This is a genomic window from Noviherbaspirillum sp. (genome assembly GCF_035627455.1).
In the GTDB taxonomy this organism is placed as follows: Bacteria; Pseudomonadota; Gammaproteobacteria; order Burkholderiales; family Burkholderiaceae_D; genus Noviherbaspirillum.
Genome location: NZ_DASPLS010000060.1, coordinates 38,318 through 60,146 on the forward strand (window position 1 = coordinate 38,318; position 21,829 = coordinate 60,146).

Below are 21,829 nucleotides of genomic sequence, written 5' to 3' on the forward strand. Positions count from 1 at the left end.
GGGGGGATCGCCCCGGCTGACCGGCACCATCGATGGTGATCAGGTTGCAAGACGCCGGCTGTATGCGGCGCCCTGCAAGCAGGAAGCCCTTCTCCGGCGGAGAAGGGCTCCAATGCGGGCCGAAGCCCGCGCGGCATCACGCCTCGACCAGGAAGCGGCTGCGCATTTCAAGGTGCAGCGCGTGGCAGAAGTGTGTGCAGTACAGCCAGAACGCGCCCGGCTTGTCCGCCTTGAACGTCACCGACTTCGTCTCTTGCGGATTGACGATGAAGTTGATGTTGTAGTTCGGGATCGCACAACCGTGGGCCAGATCCTCGATCTTGTCATGGTTGGTCAGGGTCAGCGTCACTTCGTCGCCCTTCTTCACCTTGATGACCGGGAGGCTGAACGACGGTGCCTGCGAGATCATGCGCACGTGAACCTTGTTGCCCTTGCGCTCGATGCCCGTGGTTTCATGCGTGACCTTGTTCGGGAAGTCGTCCAGGTTGTAGATCTGGCGCGTCTTGACCACGTCGCGGCGCACGATGATGCCGTCGTGCGGTTCCGGGTAGGCGGTGTGATCGGAAATCAGCACCATCTTTTCGCCGCTGATGTTGATCAGCTGCTCGGTTTCCGGATGCAGCGGGCCCACCGGCAGGAAGCGGTCCTTCGAGAACTTGTTGCCGGAGTTGAAGTACTTGCCGTCGGCTTCCTTGGTCTCGCCCATGGACGCAAAACCGTGGCCCGGCTGGTAATGCACGTCGAGGCGGTCGACCACGTACTTCACCGACTTGTCGCCCTTGAAGAAAGCGATCGCCTTTTCCACGTTCCACTTCACGACCTGGCTGTCGAGGAACAGCGAGGTGTAGGCATTGCCCTTGCCGTCAAAGCCGGTATGCAACGGGCCGAGGCCGAGTTCCACTTCGGCGACAACAGCATCGCGCTCCTTGGCCAGTTCGCCGGCAAACCACTTCTGCACCAGTGCCAGTTCGATCACCGTACCCGTCGGCGACAGCTTGCCTGCGCAGACGAAGTACTTGCCGTCCGGGCTGGCGTTCACGCCGTGCGGGTTCTTGCCGACCGGGACGTAGCAGGTGACCGCGGTCTTCGGATCGCTGTTGGCTGCCTTGCGGCCGTCGACGACCGGGACCTTCGACTTGCCGATGGTGGTGAACTTGCCTTCCTTGACCAGCTTCTCGATGCGCTCGACGTTCAGGAACACGCAGGCGTCATGCTCGGACGACATCATGCCGCCGAGTTCGGCCGAGTTTTCGACGTTGTACTGATTGGACGCGACCAGCTTGCCGTCGTACGACGTCGCGGTCAGGTCCATGTTGCCGTCCACGCGAACCTGCCAGCGCACTTCCATGCTTTCGGCGTCGACGCAGGTAAACAGCGCGCCCCACTTGCTCGGATCGTCGAGGTCGCGGCCGTCGTTGGGCAGCGGGCAGTGGAATTCGGCGCCGCAGAACACGCGGGTGGTGTAGTTGATCTTTTCATCGACCGGATCGCGCTTGTCCGGGAAGATGCCGTGGAAGCCCATCACATTGGGCAGCTCGGTGATCTTGTCGACTTCCATCGTGTCCATGCGGATGCGGGCCACGCGGGAGTGGATCTTGTCGTTGACGAACAGCCAGCGCCCGTCGTAGGTGCCATCCTTGTAGCTGCCGTGCACGTGGTGGGTGTCGCCGGTGGTGTACTTCAGGCTGCCATCCGGGTTGGTGCCGATGATGGCCTTCGATTCGTTCGTGATGCCCCAGCCGACCATCGGGTCGATGTTGAAGACCGGGATGCGGCGCAGTTCGCGGCCGGACGGCAGGCCGATCACGCGCACTTCGCCCGAGTGACCGCCGCTCGAAAAGTGGTAGTACTCGTCCAGCTGACCCGGCAGCACTTCGCCGCCGTGCGACTGGGCCGGTGCCGGAGCCGCCGCTGCGACACCTGCCGCAGGCTTCGCTTCGTCCTTGCAGCCGCTCAGGCCCAGCGATACGCCCGCGCCGGCAAGACCCAGCAATGCGCTACGACCGAGAAAGCCGCGGCGGTTGACCGATTTCGGCTCGACCTGGTTGGTCAGGTCCTTCTTATCCTTACCCATGTAGTAATACTCCGACTTGAGATGCAGTGAGATAGGCCGTGAAAAGCGTTCTTTCCCCAGCGATTTGAAACGCCCGCGTATTCTCGTGCGGGTATCCCGAAAAAAACATGATGTAAGTTAAGTTTTCCGGACGGAAGTTCAAAAATTTTCTTCGAAAGAAAAAATCCGCTGTCTGGACATGGCTGCGGCGGCCATTGCGAACAGGCGGGTTTGACAATTGTTTATGTCATGGCCATCGTTGCGTAACGTGCGATGCCTGCCAATGCGGGAAGGAGAGTCGCGGGAGCGACGGTGTGGCGGGTGCAGGAATGAAGCCCGAGCGGCGAAGGTGTACGAGGATGTCACGCCTGCATGCGGGCGCCGCCGCCGGGAACGACAACATTTCCCCCGTCGTTCCCGCGCAGGCGGGAACCCATAACCCGGACCTCAACGCCGCCGGCCTGCATTCGCAACCCAAGGCTCCACTACACCATGAGCTCCCGCCCGCGCGGGAGCGACGGGGAGGCGGATTCAGAATTGGAGCCCGAGTGGTGCGATTCGTACGAGGATGCCACGGGGGCGGCGTGCAAGAGTGTCCGAACACGTACGCCGACAGGGCGGCACCGGCACCGGCACCTGGCCGCCGCCGGCAGGTTCATTCCGCGGAAAATTCCGCCGCCGCCTTCGCGGTCCACAGGGCCTTGTCGTAACTGTCGAAGGCGGTGTCATAGCTGTCGGTGTGGCCGTCGGGGCCGACGAAGCGGGTCCACCAGCCATGCTTGTCCTGCACGAGGACGATATCGCCATCGCTGCAATGTTCTGAAACCGTCTCGTCACCGGACAGTGTGACGATACGGATGCCGCGGTGAAGAATTACAGTACACATGGAAGGCTCCGGGCAATCGTTACAGGCAAAGGCATTCTTGCCGGTGGCGCGCGCAGCTGTGCTGTCGTACCTCAACGGCGGGTGCAAAAGCGGTAATCAACCGTATGCAGGCCCCCCATCCTACGCGTTCCGGCGCGCCTGAACAGCCCCCTATACAGAAATGCATGCTTGCCCTGGGCCGGTCAGGCAATGCGTTCAGACCATCGCGAGAAGCGAATGATCCTTCACCCGTCCGCAAAAGAACGATCATTCCCTTTTGCCGGATTTTCATTCCGATGCGGCCGGGTGCAAGCGCGACCGCGCGGAAATGAATGTTTGCTCACCTCGGGCGGCAGGAGCGATCTGTCGGCGCGCACCCCGCCGATGCAAAACTTTTACTTTAAATAGATCACGCAATCTATTGTTTCTATTGAAGAAGATGACCCACCTCAACTCCTGACAAAGCACATTAAGCATTTCTCTTTTTCTACTTTAAATACATAACGCAGCCCCTTGTTTTTTAGCGCATTCGACATGCCGCGCTTCTTCTTGGTCTTCGGGCGCCCGCTCCTTTCAGGCCATCACCAGAAGGGCAACCGGAAGCTGGTCCAGCACCTCGCTCAGTGTCAGCCTGCCCTCCTGCGCGCGCACGGTACGGCCGGAATACACTTCCTTCCACGTCGAACTTCCCGTGTCGGCAATCCTGACCGTGGTATCCAGCCAGCGGGCCGCGGGAACCACGGGAGTGCCATCCTGCGCGAGGATATGCGCCGGCAGATGGACGGCAAGTACGATCGCGGCGCGGTCCGCCAGGCGGCGGCTGAAAGCGACGACATGGGCGGCGAGCGCGCCTTCCGTCTCCAGCGGCAGATACTCCCCGCGCCCGAACAGGTCGGGATCCTGCGCGCGCAGTTGCAGGCTGTGCCGGATCACCTGCTGCTTGATCCGGCCGCTGCGCCACTCCTCGATGCCGCCGGTAGCGCCTGACGCGGGCCGCTTCTCATCCAGCGCCGCCATCCGCAGCGCATAATCGACGGGCCGCCGGTTGTCCGGATCGACCAGGCTGAAATCCCAGAAATCCGTGCCCTGGTACAGATCCGGCACGCCGGGCGAGGTCAGGCGCAGCACCGTCTGCGCCAGGCTGTTGGCGGCGCCGACCGGCGCCAACCGGTCGACGAAGGCAGCCAGCTGCGCCAGGAAGCGGTTGTCGGTACGGGGCGCGAGGATGCCGGTCAGGAAGCGGCGGCAGGCGGCTTCGTAGTCTTCGTTCGGCAGCACCCAGTCGCTGACCTGCTTGGCTTCGCGCAGCGCCTTGGTCTGCCAGCGTTCCAGCCGTTCGGCGAAGGCCTCGATTCCGTCGCGGTCGCCCGGATCCAGCCCGAGCGGCCAGGCGCCGGCCAGCATCTGGTACAGCATCAGCTCGTCGGCCGGCTGCGGCGCAACCGACGGCGCGGCGCCGCCCTCGCCCGGCACGTCGCTGCGCAAGGGCGCGTTCAATTCCATCCACTGCCGCACCGCCCGCTCCCATTCCTCCGGGATTTCGCTCAATGCGGCCAGGCGCGCGCGCACATCCTCGCCCCGCTTGTGGTCGTGGGTGGCGGTGGCCAGCATCGAATGCGGGAAAAGCCGCGCGCGGATCGCGTTCGCCTCATGGAATTCGGCGACGCTGCAGGCGAACTGGCTGGGATCGGAGCCGACCTCGTTGCGCGACAACAGCCGGCCGTAGCGGTAGAACGCGGTGTCTTCCACGGATTTCGCCGCCAGCGGCGGGGTCAGCTGCTGGAAGCGGGTGATCGCGCGCTGGTGCAGGAAGCGCACCCGCGGATTGGCGGCATCGCGCGGCGCGTGGCCGCCGAGCCAGTGCGCCAGCACGTCGAGCAACGGGATTTCGGTACGGTCGACGCTCAGGCGCGCCTGTTCCAGCGCGCGTGCCAGCACCTCGTCATCCACCTCGTCGCGGCCATTGCTGTCGGCGTAGGTCCGGTACACCGGGAAATGCACCAGCAGCTCGGCAAACACCCGGCGGATGGCGCCGAGCGAGAAGTCGCGGGTGCGCAGGTCGGTGCGCGCGACCGCGTGCAGCGCGCGCGCCGCCGCTTCGAATTCCCCGGCCAGGTTATTGGCCAGCAGCTGGCGCCGCGCCTGCCGGACCTCGTCCTGGAAGCCGAGCGCATGGCCGGAGAGCGCCGTCCACAGCGCGGTCAGCGGCGCTTCGCCTGCCGCATCATGCAGCAGCGCGCCGACCCGGTCCATGAAATCGTAGCCGCTGGTGCCGTCGATTTCCCAGTTGGTGCGCAGCTGCTCGCGGTGCGCGAGGATTTTTTCGACCACCAGGTAAGCCGGCCCCGGCGGCAGCTCCGGCGGCCGTTGCGAAGCCAGAGCCTGCAGCCGGCGGCGCAGCTTGCGGCAATAGGCGCCCGGATCGGCCAGGCCGTCCACATGGTCGATGCGCACGCCGTCGATCAGCCCCTCCGTATACAAGCGGAAGATCGTCGCGTGGGTGGCTTCGAACACATCGTCCTGTTCGACGCGCACGCCGGCCAGGTCGGTTACTTCGAAAAAGCGCCGCCAGTTGATGCCGTCGGCCGCGCAGCGCCACCACGCCAACCGGTAATGCTGGCGCTCCAGCAGGGCGTGCAGCGCCTCCAGCCCTTGCGGCGCGGCCGGCGAAAACGCCGCCAGCACGGCATCGATGTCGGCCTGCCCCTCGGGCGTCATGCCAAGGTCGCGCAACAGGCCGAAGCCGATATCGGCATTGTGCTGCGTGATCGCGCCCTGCGCGTCGCGCCCTTCCTCGAAGGTGGCGATCGCGGGAATCAGCCGGTCGGACGGCGCCGCGCGCAGGATCGTCGCGTAGTCGCCCGGCGCGACCGGAAACCGGTGCGCGTAGTAGCCGACGAAGAAACGGCCGCGCGCGGCATCGTACTGCAGCCGGATCTCGCCGGACTGCAGCACGTCGCCGTAGGGCTGGCCGAGGAAAGGCGCCATCACCTTGCCGTGCAGGGTATCGTCGGCCGGCTGCCAGTCGATGTCGAACCAGCGCGCATACGGGCTGCCCTGCCCCCATTCGAGCACATGCTGCCACCAGGGGTTTTCCGGGCCCACGCCCATGTGGTTGGGCACGATGTCCAGGATCAGGCCCATTCCCGCTTGCCTGATGCGCGCCACGAAGCGCCGCAATCCCTCCTCGCCGCCGAGCTCGGGATTGATGCGGGTCGGGTCGACGATGTCGTAGCCGTGGGTCGAGCCGCTGCGGGCGGTCAGGATCGGCGAGCAATAGATATGGCTGGCGCCGAGCGCCGCGTAATACGGCACCACCTCGGCTGCCTGGTCGAAATTGAAATCTTTGTGCAGCTGCAGGCGGGCAGTCGCGCGCGGGATGGACATCAGGGTTTCTCCGTATACGAGCGGTTCCGGTTGAGCGCGGCGACCCGGCCGGCGACGGCGGGCTCATCCAGCAAGCCGTCGACCGCCAGCGGCAGCCGCCGCCTCCAGTTGGGATGGGTATCGATGGTGCCGGGCAGGTTCGGCTGTTCCGGCAGCCCCAGCGCATCCTCGACCGGCAGCATCGCCAGCGGCGCCGGGGTGGCGGCGATGAAGCCGGCGGCAGCGTCGAGCACCGGCGTGCCGTCCTCTTTCGCCGGCACCGGGCCCTGCGCGCAGCCGGCGTCGCACAGCGCGCGCCACAGCACCGCCCGGTCATGGGCGCGCCCGGCGCGGGCGTCGCTTTCCTGTTCGCCCGGCGCCAGCAGGTCGAGCCCCGTGCGCCAGTCGATGTCGCGCTCCTGCCACCAGCCGGCGATGGTCGGCAGATCATGCGTGGTGGTGGTCGCGATCGCATGCGCCGGCCATTCGTCGGGACGGAAGAAACGGCCGCCGTCGCGCTGGAACATCAGCACCCGGATGCCGAGCAGGCCGGCCTGGGCGAGCTGCACGTCGAAGCCCGGCGGGACGGTGCCGAGGTCTTCGCCAATGACGACCGCGCGGTGGCGCCAGGATTCCAGCGCGATCAGGCGCAGCAGGTCCTGCATCGGGTATTGCAGGTAGGCGCCTTCCTGCGGTGAGGCGCCGTCCGGCACCAGCCACAGCCGGCCGAGGCCGAGCACGTGGTCGATGCGGGCGCCGCCGGCATAGGCAAAGATCGCGCGCAGCATCTCGATGTAGGCGCCGAAGCCCCCGGCCTTCATCGCATGCGGCGAAAACGCGCCCAGTCCCCATGCCTGTCCGCGGGTATTGAGCACGTCGGGCGGCGCGCCCACCGACAGGCCGTTGATGATTTCGCCCTGCCGGCTCCAGGCCTGGCTGCCGCCGTTGTCGGCGCCCACCGCCAGGTCGGTGATCAGGCCGACCGGCATGCCGGCCGAGCAGGCCGCCTTCTGCGCATTGCCCAGCCCGCGCGCCGCCTGCCACTGCAGGAATTCATGGAAGCCGACTTCATCCGCATGCTCGCGCGCGAACTGCTCCACCTGCGGCCCGCGCGGGTCGCGCAGCCCGTCCGGCCAGTCGCGCCAGTAGCCGCTCTCGCCCTGCGCGAGGCGCCACGCATGCAGCGCTTCGAAGCGCGCATGGTCGGCCAGCGCGCCGCCGCCACGCGCGCGGAATGCGTCGAAGTCGGCATTGCCGCCGGTATCGCGCAGGCGGGCATAAAGCCGGCGCAGGATGTCCAGCCGCAGCGACGCCGCGGCCGGCCAGTCGACCAGCGTTTCCTGTTCCAGCGCGCGGTAGCGGGCGGCGGCGTCGCCGAGCGATGCCAGCACCGCGGCCAGCGCGTCCGCGCCAAGCACCGCCGCCGGATCGATGTGCAAGGCGTTCAGGAACAAGCGGCTGGACGGTCCGTACGGGCTGAAGCGGTTGACGTCGGCGCTGAACATCGCATGCACCGGGCTGATCGCCACCGCCGCCGCGCCGCGCGCCGCCGCCTGCCGCGCCAGCGCCTCGAGCGCGCTGTAGTCGCCGATCCCGCCGTCGCCCGGCCGCCGCAGCGAATACAGCTGCACGCCCAGCCCCCACAGCCGGGCCGCCTGCGGCGCGGTCCTGCCGGTGGTCGCGAGCGCATCCGGCACGCCGTAGCACGCCGGCGGCGCGACGGCGAGCGTGACGTTGTCGTCGCCGATCTGCAGACGGTGATAGCCCCAGGCGTCGAGCGCCGGCAATTCCCATCCGGCGCCGTCGCCCGCCGGCGCGCGGCCGTCCAGCTGGCGTCCGTCTTCCAGTTCGATGCGCCAGGCCTTTCCGGCCAGCGCGGCCGGCAGGCGCAGCCGGAGCGGCTGCCCGACGGTGCCCGTCAGCAGCGGCGGCAGGCCGGCGCCGCCCTGCAGTCCGGCCAGGCGCGCGATGCTGTCGCTGCACTGGTCGTCGCTGGCGCAGGGATAGCCGAGCGCATCGAGTATGCGCGCCAGCGCCTCCGGCGCCACGCGCTGCGGCTGGCCGAACGCATCCGTCCACTCCTGCGCGAGGCCGGCAGCCTGCGCGACTTTCAATACCTGTTGGTCGTTCATGCTCCGGGCTCCAGCACGGCGATGCAGGCATGCGGCGGCAGCTCGTTGCGCGCCACCGCATCCTCCACGCCTTCCGTTGAGAAAAGCAGCGTCCCGCCCTGCCCGTCGGCCAGGCTGTCGTACGGGACCGGCACCGCGGCGTCGCCGAGATTGGCAGCCAGCATCAGCACCTTGCCGTCGGCCATCTTCCAGCGCGCCTTCACCGCGGCCTTGCCGAGGACCTGGGAACCGATCGCCGCCGCATTTGCCAGCCGCGGCACGACATGGGTGTGGCGGATCGCGAGCAAGGCCTTGATCCAGTCGCGCCAGGGCTGCGCGAGGTCGGGATCGGGTCGCGGGATGGAATCCTGGAAAGTCTGTTCCGCGTTCGGGTCGGGAATCTGCTCGCGCCGCGCGGGATCGGAAAACGCGGAAAAACGCGCGAATTCCTGGCGCCGGCCCTGGCGCACCGCATCCGCCAGTTCCTGCGTCAGATGGCTCGTGAAATACAGGAAAGGCTCGCGCGCGCCAAACTCCTCGCCCATGAACAGCAGCGGGATCTGCGGCGACAGCAGCTGCAGCGCGATCGCCGCGCGCAGCGCATCCGGTTGCGCCAGCGTCGCCAGCCGCTCGCCGAATGCGCGGTTGCCGATCTGGTCATGGTTCTGCAGGAAAAGAACGAAGGCGGTCGGCGGCAGGTGCGCGCTCGGCTCGCCGCGCGGAGTCTTGCCGGGGTACAGCGGCGCGTCGCCCTGGTAGATGAAGCCCTCGGCCATGCCGCGCGCGAGTTTTTCGGCCGTCTGGCCGGTGTAGCCGGCGTAATAGCCTTCGCTCTCGCCGGTCAGCATCACATGCAGCGCATGGTGCATGTCGTCGTTCCATTGCGCGTCGAACAGGCGGCGCGGCGCCAGCAGGGTCGCCGCATTGTCGTCGTTCTCCAGCACCAAATGCACATGCCGCCCTGGCGCCATCGCCGCCCGCACCCGCTGCGCCATTTCCGCCAGCCAGTCCTTCTCGCTGATCGCATGGACCGCATCGAAGCGCAGGCCGTCGAAGCGGAATTCGGACAGCCAGTAGATCGCGTTTTCGGTGAAGAAATCGCGCACCTGGGGCCGCCGGAAGTCGATCGCCTGGCCCCAGGGCGTCTGGATGTCGTTCCGGAAAAAGGACGACGCATACGCGCCGAGGTAATTGCCGTCCGGCCCGAAGTGGTTGTAGACGACATCGAGGAAGACCATCATGTCGAGCTCATGCGCGGCGTCGACCAGCGCCTTGAGCTCGTCCGGGCTGCCGTAGGCGGCGTCCGGCGCAAACGGCAGCACGCCGTCGTAGCCCCAGTTGCGCGCGCCGGGAAAATCGGCGACCGGCATCAGTTCGATCGCGGTGATCCCGAGTTCGGCCAGCGCCGGAAGTTGCGCGGCGACGCCGGAAAAACCGCCGAGCGTCCCCACATGCAGCTCGTACAGCACGGTTTCCTCCCACGGCCGGCCGGTCCAGTCGCGCCGGCGCCACTGGTAGAAGTCGTGGTTCCAGACGATGCTGGCGTCATGCACGTCGCCCGCCTGCGCCCGTGAAGCCGGATCGGGCACGGCAAGGTCGCCGCGGATCCGGTAGCGGTAGCGCGCGCCGGCGCCGCACGCCGCCTCCGCCTCGAACCAGCCGTCGGCCAGCCGTTGCATCGGCACCGGCGCCAGCCCCTCGATCTCGACATTCACTGTTTCCAGGTCCGGCGCCCACAGCCGGAAACGGGTACGGTCGGGCGCGACAAGCTGCGCCCCAAAGGATGGCTTAAAGGATGACATTTTCGGTTACCAGTAAGACTGCGCTGTGCGCAGCGACGATGATCCTGTTGTTTTCCGGCGCGCGCTGCGACCCGGCTTCCGCCGCGTCGATCACCACCCGCCAGGCCATGTCCGGGGGCGGCAGCACGAACTCCCGGTCCTCGGAAAATGCATTCAGCAGCAGCAAGGACGCGGAAATCGCGCCGGCCCGCAGTTCCTGCCCCACCCGCCGCAGCGCCAGCAGCCGCCCTTCCGCGAAGTGCCAGCGGTCCGACGTCATTTCGGTACCGGTCTCGTCGAACCAGCTGATTTCCGGGATGCGGTGCACGGTTCGCATGTTTGTTGCCAGGAAACGGGTACTGCGCATGCGCGGCAGAATGCGGCGGGCGGCGATGCAGCGCCGGCTGAAGTCGAGCAGGGCCTTGCCGGCTTCCGTCTCGATGAGACTCCAGTCGAACCAGGAAATTTCCGTGTCCTGGCAATACGGATTGTTGTTGCCCTGCTGCGTGCGGCCGAATTCGTCGCCGCCCAGCAGCATTGGCGTGCCATGGGAAAAGAGCAGCGTCATCAGCATCGCGCGCTTGACCTTTTCCCGGGTGGCGGCGATCTTCGGGTCGTCGGTCGGTCCTTCCACACCCCAGTTGCTGCTGCGGTTTTCATTGCTGCCGTCGCGGTTGTCCTCGCGGTTGGCTTCGTTGTGCTTCTGGTTGTAGCTGACCAGGTCGTGCAGCGTGAAGCCGTCGTGCGCGGTGACGAAGTTGATTGACGACCAGGAACGCCGCCGGCGGTGGTTGAACAGGTCGGCCGATCCCATCAGCCGGCTGGCGACGGCGCCGCGCATGCCGGAATCGCCGCGCCAGAAACGGCGCACGTCGTCGCGGAAGCGGTCGTTCCATTCGGCGAGGCCGGGCGGATGGTTGCCCACCTGGTAGCCGCCCGGGCCGATATCCCAGGGTTCGGAAATCAGCTTCACCCGCGCCAGCACCGGATCCTGCAGCAGCGCGTCGAAAAAACCGGAACCGGGGTCGAAGCCGTAGTATTCGCGGCCGAGGGTGGCGCCGAGGTCGAAGCGGAAGCCGTCCACATGGAATTCCTGCACCCAGTAGCGCAGCGAATCCATCACCAGCTGGATCACGCGCGGATGCGACATGTTGACGGTGTTGCCGCAGCCGGTGTCGTTGATGTGGTGGCGCGGGTAATCGCGGTTGAGGCGGTAGTAGCTGGCGTTGTCGAGGCCTCGGAAACACAGGGTCGGGCCGAGCTCGCTTTCCTCGCAGGTATGGTTGTAGACGACATCCAGGATCACTTCGATGCCGGCCGCATGCAGTTGCCGGATCGCGCGGCGCATCTCGTCCGGCGAGCCGTCGGACAGGTAGCGCGGCTCCGGCACGAAGAAGGACAGCGTGTTGTAGCCCCAGTAATTGACCAGCCCGTTCTGCACGAGGCGCCGGTCCTGCAGGATCGCATGCACCGGCAGCAACTCCACGGCGGTGATACCGAGCGACACCAGGTAGTCGATCACCGAGGGATGCGCGAGGCCGGCGAAGGTGCCGCGCTCCTCCGGCGGCACCTGTTGCGCGCGCATCGTCATGCCGCGTACATGGGTTTCGTAAATCACGGTCTTTTCCCATGGCACGTTCGGCGGTTTGTCGCCATGCCAGTTGAACGCGCTGTCGACCACCACCGATTTCGGCACCGCGGCGGCGCTGTCGCGGCTGTCGTAGGACAGGTCGGCGCGCGGCGAATGCACGCGGTAACCATAGAGGCTGTCGGTCCAGCGCAGCTGGCCGTGCAGCCGGCGCGCATACGGGTCTATCAGCAGCTTGTTGGGATTGAAGCGATGGCCCTGCTCCGGGTGGTAGGGGCCGTATGCGCGGTAGCCGTACAGCGCGCCGGCCTGCACGCCGGGAATATAGCCGTGCCAGATTTCATTGGTACATTGCGGCAAGGCACAGCGCGCAAGCTCGTGCCGCCCGCTGGGATCGAAAAAGCAGATTTCCAGCTTGGTGGCATTGGCGGAAAACACCGCGAAGTTGGTGCCGGCGCCATCGCAGGTGGCGCCGAGCGGGTAAGGCAGGCCCGTTTGGATAGGCGGCAGGGGCAGATGGACGGTCGCCACGTCGGTCATCCTTTGAAGCGGAAGACCGTGTCCGCATGCGGGCGACGGAGGCGGCGCAAGTGGCGTACCTTCGCGCCGTCAGCCGTACGAAAGCGGGAAGCCCGAGTGCGGGCGTTGATTGACCGGTATTGCGATACCTCTCCCCGTCGTTCCCGCGAAAGCGGGAACCGATAAGCTGGCTGAACGGGCTGACTCACTATGGGTTCCCGCTTTCGCGGGAACGACGGGGAAAGCACATGGCCGGAGGGAGCGTGCGCGCCCGCGCCCGGTCGATCCGGCATGCCGCATGAAGATATGGTTTCTACACTGTCGGCAGGAATGATCCAATCCATCCTCACGGCGCCCACCTACCGCACCGGCTTCAGCACGATCGCCGCCAGCGGCGGCAGCTTCAGCTCCAGCGACTGCGCCATGCCGTGCGCGTGTTCCTCCGCGGCCTCGACGCGCTCGCCATTGCCCATGCCGCTGCCGCCGTACGCAAGCGCGTCGGTGTTGAGCACTTCGCGCCAAGCGGCAGCCCCTGCCGGCACCCCGATCCGGTAGGCTTCGCGCGGCACCGGCGTCATGTTCAGCACCACCAGCAGCGGCGCGTCGCCGTCCTCGCCCCGGCGCAGGAAGGCGAACACGCTGTTGTTGCTGTCGTCGCCGATCACCCAGGAAAATCCCTCCGGCTGGTCATCCTTGCGGTACAGCGCCGGCTCGGCGGCATACAGCCGGTTCAGGTCGCGCAGCAGGCGCTGCACGCCACGGTGGCCCGGGTGGTCGAGCAGGTTCCAGTCGGGCGAGCCGTCATGGTCCCACTCCGGCGGCTGCGCGATCTCGCAGCCCATGAACAGCAGCTTCTTGCCGGGATGGGTCCACATGAAGCCGAGGTAGGCGCGCAGGTTGGCCAGTTTCTGCGCATGGTCGCCGGGCATCTTGTTGAGCAGCGAGCCCTTGCCATGCACCACCTCGTCATGCGAAATCGGCAGGATGAAGCGCTCCGAGAATGCGTAGATCAGGCCGAAGGTCATGTCGTGGTGGTGATGCCGCCGGTACAGCGGGTCGGTCTGCATGTAGCGCAGCGTGTCGTGCATCCAGCCCATGTTCCACTTGTGGGTAAAACCGAGCCCGCCCTCTTCCACCGGCTTCGACACGCCGGGCCACGCGGTCGACTCTTCGGCGATCATCAGCGCGCCCGGGCAGCGTTGCGCGATCACCTGGTTCAGGCTGCGCAGGAAAGCGACCGCTTCCAGGTTTTCCCGGCCGCCATGGATGTTCGGCACCCATTCGCCCTCCTTGCGGCTGTAGTCGCGGTAGAGCATGGATGCGACCGCATCCACCCGCAGGCCGTCGACATGGTAATGCTCCAGCCATTCCAGTGCGCTGGCGATCAGGAAGGCGCAGACTTCGCTGCGGCCGAGGTTGTAGATCAGCGTGTTCCAGTCCTGGTGGAAGCCCTCGCGCGGGTCCTGGTGTTCGTACAGCGCGGTGCCGTCGAAATGCACCAGGCCGTGCGGGTCGGACGGAAAATGCGCCGGCACCCAGTCGAGGATCACGCCGATACCGGCCGCATGGCAACGGTCGACGAAGGACGCGAACGCGGCCGGCGTGCCGAAGCGCGCGCTCGGCGCGAACAGCCCGAGCGGCTGGTAGCCCCAGGAGCCGCCGAACGGATGCTCCATGACCGGCAGGAACTCCACATGCGTGAAACCCATGCCCTGCAGATACGGAATCAGGCGGTCGCCGAGCTCATGCCAGTTCAGGCTGCGGCCGTCTTCCTCCAGGATTCGCAGCCAGGACCCCGCATGCACTTCATAGATCGCCATCGGCTCGCCCTGCCGCTGGCGCCGCGCGCGGTCCCCCATCCACGCCTGGTCGGTCCAGCGGAAAGGCGTGTCGGACGGGACCACCGACACCGTCGACGGCGGCTGCGCGGTCGCGCGCGCCACCGGATCGGCCTTCAGCGGCAGCACATTGCCGTCGGCGCCGGCGATTTCGTACTGGTAGCGCTCGCCGCTGCGCAGCCTGGGGATGAAGATTTCCCACACCCCGGCCTCGACGCGCAGGCGCATCGGGTGGCGCCGTCCGTCCCACCCGTTGAAGTCGCCGACCACCGACACCCGGCGCGCATTCGGCGCCCATACCGCGAAGCGGGTGCCGGCGACGCCGTCGATCGCCATCGGATTGGCGCCGAGGCAGCGGCCGAGTTCGCGATGCGTGCCCTCGCGCAGCAGGTACAGGTCCATCTCGCCCAGCAGCAGGCCGAAGCGGTACGGGTCTTCCGTGTATTGCACATGCTCGCCGCCGGAAGGCGTCGGCCAGGTGATGCGCAGCAGGTAATCCCGGCCGGCGGCGACGCTGGGCGCGCTGCTGACGAACAGTCCGGTCTGGTTCACGTTGTACAGCGATTCCAGCAACGCGCCGCCGGCGTCGTTGCCGGGTTCGCGCGCGACCACGTCGACCGCCAGCGCGCCCGGCTGGAAACTGCGGATCACAACGTTGTCGCCTTCCCGGTGCGGCCCGAAGAACGCGAACGGGTCGCCCAGCCTTCCCTGCAGCACCGCATCAATCGTCTTCTGGTCGAGGCCGGTCAACTCGTCGGTCTGTTCACGCATTCGACGGTTCTCCTTCCCGCAACAATTCATCCACGATCTTCGCCAGCCCGTTCACCGGCACCGGAATCTGCGCCGGCCGGTTCGCCGCTTCGTAGCAGACTTCGTAACCGGCCTTTTCCAGCACGAACAGCTGCAGCAGCTTGCGCTCGGCCTCTTCCTCAACCTGGAACGCTCCCGCATGGGCGGTCTGCCGATAGGCGTCGAGGAAGGCGGCCTGGCAGGCCGGCGCGAAGGTGCGGATGATTTCCTGCTTGCGCAGTTCCGCCGTTTCGTCGAGATCGGAAAGCCCGGTCTTGGTCGCGAACGCGGTCGCGTAGTCGAAGGAGCGCAGCAGGCCGGCCACGTCGCGCAAGGGGCTGGCCTTGTCGCGCCGCTCTTCCAGCGGCTTGGCCGGTTCACCCTCGAAATCGACGATGTACACGTCGCCATGCGCGACCAGCACCTGGCCAAGATGGAAGTCGCCATGGATGCGGGTGCGCAGCGTGCCGAGTCCCGCCGCGGCGAGGCCGTCGAGCTTTTCCAGCAGCAGATCCTGCTGTTCGATCAGGCGCGCCACGCGCCGTCCTTCGGCTTCATTGCTCCATTCGGTCTTTGCGCGCACGATGGCAAAGGCCGCTTCCAGCTGGCGCCGCGCGCGCAATGCCCATTGCTCCACATCGTCCGGTCCGGCCGGCTCCGGCGCGAAATCCGGGTTGCCGGTCGGCGCCGCCAGCGCGGAGTGCATTTCGCCCAGCCGCCTGCCGAGCGTGGCCGCAAGCGTCAGCAGTTCTGTCTGCGGATCGGACAGTTCAGTGCTGGTTTCCGTGGTCGCCGCCGTTTCCGGCACCGCGACCTGCTGGATCCAGCGCGCCAGCGTGTCAAGCACCCATTGCCAGGCATCGCCCTGGTTGTGGATGTATTCCTGCATCAGGATCATCGTGTGCCGCATCCCGTCCTTGCCGATCCGAACCACCTCGCCCAGCATGCGCGGCGCATTCGCATAGCCGGCGGTGGTCAGGTAGCGCCCCATCTCGGCCTCCGGATGCATGCCGGGCAGCAGGCGGCGGATGATCTTGAGCACCATGCGGTCTTCCAGCACCAGCGAGCTGTTGGATTGTTCTGCCGCCAGGCGCCGGATCGCCGGCTGCTCGCCGACGTCGAACGCCGCCAGCGCCTCGGTCGGAACGAACCGCAGCTCCCCGTCGTTCGACGGCAGCACGGCGTCCGCGCGCAGCAGATCCAGGATCACATAGGAAAAGGAATCGAGCACGAAAGCGTCGGTCAGGAGGCCGACATGGCGCCCGCGCCGCACCCGCGCCAGCGCCAGCTGCTGCGGCATCGCGGTGACGATGTCTTCCTCGCGGATGAAGCCGAGCGGCATCAGGTAGCAGTCGGGGCCGGCGCTGGTGACGACCTCGATTTCCGCCAGCATGGCCGGCATCACGTTCGGTTTGGCCTGGGACGCCGGCAGCAGGGTCGCCGCCCCGATGCGGGCCGCCTTCAGTTTCTCCTGCTTGGCGGCATACCAGCGCCGCTTCGGCAGGTAGGCCGGCAGCGCCTCCCCTTCCAGGATCGCGCGGCGCGGCGCATCCAGCACTTCGGCGATGTGCTGGCGCAGCACCAGCGTCGCCATCTCCGGCAACGGTTCCGGCGCCGGCGTATGCCAGGCCGGCATGCTTGCCTCCTGCGTCAGCAGGAACCAGTAGAAACCGTAAGGCGGCAGCGTCAGCAGGTAAGGCAGCTTGCCGATCGGCGGGAAGGCGGATCCGCCCAGCATTTCCAGCGGCACCCGGCCGGCGTAGGATGACAGGTCGAGTTCGACCGCCTGCGCCGAGCGCGACACGTTGGCCACGCACAGGATGGTTTCCGTCGGGTCGTCCTGTCCGCCTTCGCCGAATTCGCGCAGGTAGGCGAGGATGCGGCGGTTGGCCGGGTACAGCAGCGTGAAGGTGCCGCGGCTGAACGCGCAGTGCTGCTTGCGGATCGCCAGCATGCGGCGCGTCCAGTTCAGCAGCGAATACGGGTCGGCCAGCTGCGACTCGACGTTGACGGTCTGGTAGCCGTACAGCGGGTCCATGATCGGCGGCAGCACCAGCCTGGCCGGGTCGGCACGCGAAAAGCCGCCGTTGCGGTCCGGCGTCCACTGCATCGGCGTGCGCACGCCGTCGCGGTCGCCCAGGTGGATGTTGTCGCCCATGCCGATCTCGTCGCCGTAGTACAGCACCGGCGTGCCGGGCATGGACAGCAGGAAGCTGTTGAGCAGCTCGGTGCGGCGGCGGTCGCGCTCCAGCAGCGGCGCCAGCCGGCGCCGTATGCCGAGGTTGATGCGCGCCCGCTTTTCCGCCGCATAGAAATTCCACAGGTAGTCGCGCTCCTTGTCGGTGACCATCTCCAGCGTCAGCTCGTCATGGTTGCGCAGGAAGATCGCCCACTGGCAGTTGGACGGGATTTCCGGCGTCTGCCGCAGGATGTCGGCAATCGGGAAGCGGTCTTCCTGCGCCAGCGCCATGTACATGCGCGGCATCAGCGGGAAGTGGAAGGCCATGTGGCATTCGTCGCTGCTGCCGAAATACGGCAGCACGTCTTCCGGCCACATGTTGGCCTCCGCCAGCAGCATGCGGCCCGGATAGCTGCGGTCGAGTTCGGCACGGATCCGCTTCAGGATGTCGTGGGTTTCCGGCAGGTTCTCGTTGCTGGTGCCTTCCCGTTCGATCAGGTAGGGCACCGCGTCCAGGCGCAGCCCGTCCACGCCCACGTCCAGCCAGTATTTCATGACGCCGATCACCGCCTTGAGCACCTGCGGATTGTCGAAATTCAGGTCCGGCTGATGCGAATAGAAGCGGTGCCAGAAGAACGCGTTGGCCACCGGGTCCCAGGTCCAGTTCGATTTTTCCGTGTCGCAGAAGATGATGCGCGTGCCGCTGTACGCCTGGTCGTTGTCCGACCATACATAGAATTCGCGCGCCTTGGAACCGGGCCTGGCCTTGCGCGCGCGCTGGAACCAGGGATGCTGGTCGGAGGTATGGTTGACCACCAGTTCGGTGATCACCCGCAGCCCCCGCCGGTGCGCTTCGGCGATGAAGCGTTTCGCGTCGGCCATGGTGCCGTAGTCGGGATGCACCCGGCGGTACTCGGCGATGTCGTAGCCGTCGTCGCGCCGCGGCGACGAATAGAACGGCAGCAGCCAGATAGTGTTCACGCCGAGGTCGGCGATGTAGTCCAGCTTGTCGATCAGGCCGGCAAAGTCGCCGATGCCGTCGTTGTTGGCATCGTAGAACGACTTGACGTGCACCTGGTAGATGATCGCATCCTTGTACCACAGCGGGTCGTCGCTGAAGGGCCTGGTTTTCGCCGCGGTGGGACCGGCAGCCCGGCGGGCTGTCCTGCGGCGGTCCGTACTCATATCCATGTTAAAAACTCACTTGTGTCGAACGCGCCATACTGCATAAGGGGAAACAAAGGGGTCGAGCCGCAGATGCCGCTGCCGCCCCTGCCAGGACTGGTGCGCACCGCTCAGCAGATCCGCCACTTCCAGCACGCCGTCGTCGGGCAGACCGAATTCCCACAAAGGAATGTCGAGGATCGCCTCGTGCGCCGCGAACGGATCGAGGTTGATCGCCCCCAGAATCACGTTGTCGCCGAAGCCGGCGTCGCCTTCCGCCGGCGGCGTCGCCTTCAGGAAGAACAGGATGTGGTCGCCGGATGCCGGCAGGAAGCGCACGTTGAGGTGCGTCTGCAGCGCCGGGTTGTCGCGCCGGATCCGGTTGAGCTGGCTGATCTCGTGGATGATGTTGCCGGGCCGGTTCCAGTCCCACGCGCGGATCTCGTACTTCTCCGAGTCGAGGTACTCTTCCTTGCCGGGAACCGGCGTTCCCTCGCACAGCTCGAAGCCGCTGTACATCCCCCACAGCCCCGACAGCAGCGTCGCCAGCGCGGCGCGGATCAGGAAGCCGGGCCGGCCGGAACGCTGCAGGAAGTACGGGTTGATGTCCGGCGTGTTGACGAAGAAATGCGGCCGGAAATATTCGCGTACCGGCGTGGTGGTCAGCTCGGTCAGGTAGTCGATGAATTCCTGTTTCGTATGGCGCCAGGTGAAATAGGTATACGACTGCGAATAGCCGACCTTTGCCAGCCGGTACATCATCTTGGGCCGGGTGAAGGCTTCCGACAGGAAGATGGTGTCCGGATAGCGGCCGCGGATATCGGCGATCAGCCACTCCCAGAACGGCAGCGGCTTGGTGTGCGGATTGTCGACCCGGAACACGCGCACACCTTCCTTGACCCAGAACAGCACCACGTCGCGCAGCGCGATCCACAGGTCGGGTAACGCGCCGTCCGCATAGAAATCGACGTTGACGATGTCCTGGTATTTCTTCGGCGGGTTTTCGGCGTAGCGGATGGTGCCGTCCGGGCGCCACGCGAACCATTCCGGATGCTGTTCCAGCCAGGGATGGTCGGGCGAGCACTGGATCGCGAAGTCGAGCGCCAGTTCCAGCCCGTGCCTGGCCGCCTCGTCACGCAGGCGGCGGAAGTCGTCCAGCGTGCCGAGCTGCGGATGGATCGCATCATGTCCGCCCTCTTCCGAACCGATCGCGTAGGGGCTGCCGGGATCGTCCGGGCCCGGCGTCAGGCTGTTGTTGCGCCCCTTGCGGTGCTTGCGCCCGATCGGATGGATCGGCGGGAAGTACAGGGTATCGAAGCCCATCGCCTCGATCGCCGGCAGCCGCTTCTCCACGTCGGCGAAGCTGCCGTGCCGCTGCGGATCGCCGCTCTGCGAGCGCGGGAACAGTTCATACCAGCTCGAAAAACGTGCGGCGCGGCGCTCCACGTCGACGCGCATCACCGGTTCGCTGCGCACCGCGAACGGCCGGGCGTCGGCGGCGCGCATCGCTTCCAGCATCGGTTCGGACAGCAGCGCAGCGACCCGCTCGGCATCGCGCGCCGGTGCCTTCGCCTTGTCGCGCGTGGCTTTCAGGTTTTTCGCCAGCGACTTCAAGGTCGCCGCCTGCGGGATGTCGTGGTCGAGCGCATGCTGCAGCGCCGCTTCCACCAGCAGCCGCCCTTCTTCCAGTTCGACCGCCACATTCAGGCCGGCGCCGGTCTTCTTTTCCAGTTCGTCGCGGTAAGTGGAAAACACGTCCTTCCACGCCTCGATCACGAACAGGTAGCGGCCGAGGCGCGTGACCGGCAGCGCCGCCGCCCAGCGGTCGTTTTCCACCAGGTGCATGCGGACCTCGTGCCACTGCGCCTCATCCGCCGTGCGCCACAGGCAGGCGACCGCGATCTTGTCATGGCCGTCGGTAAACACGTCGGCCTCGATGCGCACGCATTCGCCCACCGTGCGCTTGACCGGGAACCGGCCGCCGTCCACGGAAGGCGACACCGCCTCGATCGCAATGCGCGGCGCCTTGGCAGCCGCCGTCACCGCCTGCTTGCCGCGCGCCGGCGGCAGCAGCACAGGCGGCAGGCGGCGCGCGGTATATAGCTGCAGCTCGGCCGGACCCAGCGCAAGCGCTCCCGCTGCCGCCGTTTCCTCGCCGCCGGGCCAGATCCGCTCATGCCGGATGAAACCGTCGGCGCGCTCCTGCAACTGGCTTTCACCCACCTGCGCGCCGTGCAGGACGTCGGCGTTCACCGCCGCCAGCAAAGCCTGGCGGGACGGCCCAGCGGTCTCGCGCAGCAGCACCGCGACCGGCGCATCGGCGCCGGAGAGCAGCCGGAACGGCCTGGCGTAACACGACGCGCCGAGGCTGCCGATAAACCCGTTGACGGCTGCGATCTCCTCCGACAGGTCGAACGGCGCCTCGCGCCGCACCGCATCCCAGTCCGGGTCGCCGCGCAGGCCGGCCGCGCCGTGCTCGAATCCCATCGGCACCAGGATTCCGTTGCCGCAGGCGGCGGCCAGCCGCAACGCGCGCAGGTAGATCTGGCGCCGCGCGGCCGCCTCTTCATTGCCGCTCATGCGCGCGACCACCGCTTCGTCGGTGCTCTCCGGGAAGGCGATCGGCGGCGCGACACGGAACAGCCAGTCCTGCTCTTCGGCGAACCAGCGCGACTTGTAGTCCCACCACGCGCCGGAGGAAAACGTCGCATCGAAGCCGCATGGCGCGAGCGCTTCGATCTGCGGCGCCGTGCTGCCCGGCGTCCATGCGAGAAAGCGCAGCGCGCCGTGCGCAGTCTTTACCCGCGAAATCAGCGCTTCCCAGAACGCCGGCGGCGCATCGCCCAGCCCCAGGCAGCGCACGCCGGCAACGCCTTCCGCGGCCAGCTCGACGATCCGCTGCGCGAGATGGCCGGCGACCGCCGCGGCGATGTCGGGATCGTCATGCCGCAATGCCCGCACCCCCTCCGGCCGCAGCGTGCGGCGCGGATCGGGCAGGTCGTCGTCGCGGCTTCGGCCGTGGAACCATTCCGGATGGCTTTCCACCAGCGAAGGCTCGGCGCCGACGCTGCGCACATCGAAATCGAGCAGCAGCTGCACGCCGTGCCGCGCACAGGCCTTCGCCAGCTGCCGCAGATCCGCCTGCGGCCGCTCCGGCAACAGCACATGATCGAAACCGAGTGCGGCACTGCGCGCCAGATGCTGTTCGAGTTCGGTGGAGTCCGGGGCCAGGCAATAGATCCTGGGCAGGTAAGGCGTTGTTGTTCGCATTGTGTTGAACCGGATACCTGGAAAGCTGGAAAGAAAATGTCGCCGGCCAACGCCGGCAAATCATTTTCAATAGAGCACCGATTCTCGAGTTTGTTCGCGAAAAGACATTCAGAAATCGCAAGCCTGCATCGCGAGCGATGCCAGCCTCGCCATTTTTTTGCACCGGAATGCGACAACCAGTTGCAGGAAGAAAACAAAAAGCCCGGTTCTTGTCGCCCCGATATTGCGAAATTCCCTTGGGCAACAGATATTGCCTATGGGCGTCGCGCTGCATGACGTTGCGGTTGCACGCGGCGCCGGGTTTTG

At 66.7% G+C, this 21,829-nt stretch carries 10 protein-coding genes; 1 reads left to right on the forward strand and 9 read right to left on the reverse strand.

Features of this window, described 5'->3' with window-relative positions; genetic code table 11:
• Window positions 1-136 precede the first annotated feature (136 nt).
• From nosZ to VEC01_RS11260, 9 genes are all read right to left on the reverse strand, one after another.
• A complete protein-coding gene (gene nosZ, locus VEC01_RS11220; protein ID WP_324900907.1) occupies window positions 137-2,074 on the reverse strand; it encodes a TAT-dependent nitrous-oxide reductase in 1,938 nt (645 codons plus the stop codon).
• 634 nt (window positions 2,075-2,708) lie between these two features.
• On the reverse strand, window positions 2,709-2,939 hold the full coding sequence (locus VEC01_RS11225; RefSeq protein WP_324900908.1) for a hypothetical protein: 231 nt from the start codon (window positions 2,937-2,939) through the stop codon (window positions 2,709-2,711).
• A 552-nt stretch (window positions 2,940-3,491) separates the two neighbouring features.
• The gene (treY, locus tag VEC01_RS11230; protein ID WP_324900909.1) at window positions 3,492-6,305 is read right to left on the reverse strand and encodes a malto-oligosyltrehalose synthase; all 2,814 of its coding nucleotides are present in this window, start codon (window positions 6,303-6,305) and stop codon (window positions 3,492-3,494) included.
• On the reverse strand, window positions 6,305-8,416 hold the full coding sequence (gene malQ / locus VEC01_RS11235) for a 4-alpha-glucanotransferase (RefSeq protein ID WP_324900910.1): 2,112 nt from the start codon (window positions 8,414-8,416) through the stop codon (window positions 6,305-6,307). Before malQ ends, treY begins: the two co-directional genes overlap by 1 nt.
• The gene (gene treZ, locus VEC01_RS11240; RefSeq protein ID WP_324900911.1) at window positions 8,413-10,197 is read right to left on the reverse strand and encodes a malto-oligosyltrehalose trehalohydrolase; all 1,785 of its coding nucleotides are present in this window, start codon (window positions 10,195-10,197) and stop codon (window positions 8,413-8,415) included. The genes malQ and treZ overlap by 4 nt, the downstream gene beginning before the upstream one ends.
• The gene (glgX, locus tag VEC01_RS11245; RefSeq protein WP_414691443.1) at window positions 10,184-12,295 is read right to left on the reverse strand and encodes a glycogen debranching protein GlgX; all 2,112 of its coding nucleotides are present in this window, start codon (window positions 12,293-12,295) and stop codon (window positions 10,184-10,186) included. The genes treZ and glgX overlap by 14 nt, the downstream gene beginning before the upstream one ends.
• Before the next feature lie 347 nt (window positions 12,296-12,642).
• Window positions 12,643-14,892, reverse strand: coding sequence for a 1,4-alpha-glucan branching protein GlgB (gene glgB / locus VEC01_RS11250; protein ID WP_324900913.1), 2,250 nt, complete (start codon window positions 14,890-14,892; stop codon window positions 12,643-12,645).
• Entirely contained in the window at window positions 14,885-18,280 is a 3,396-nt protein-coding gene (treS, locus tag VEC01_RS11255; RefSeq protein ID WP_324900914.1) for a maltose alpha-D-glucosyltransferase, read from the reverse strand. The genes glgB and treS overlap by 8 nt, the downstream gene beginning before the upstream one ends.
• 9 nt (window positions 18,281-18,289) lie before the next feature.
• Complete coding sequence (locus VEC01_RS11260; protein WP_324900915.1) at window positions 18,290-21,523, reverse strand: maltotransferase domain-containing protein; 3,234 nt, start codon at window positions 21,521-21,523, stop codon at window positions 18,290-18,292.
• A 36-nt stretch (window positions 21,524-21,559) separates the two neighbouring features.
• On the opposite strand from VEC01_RS11260, the gene VEC01_RS11265 reads away from it, so the two are divergent.
• On the forward strand, window positions 21,560-21,799 hold the full coding sequence (locus VEC01_RS11265; RefSeq protein ID WP_324900916.1) for a hypothetical protein: 240 nt from the start codon (window positions 21,560-21,562) through the stop codon (window positions 21,797-21,799).
• Window positions 21,800-21,829: the final 30 nt, after the last annotated feature.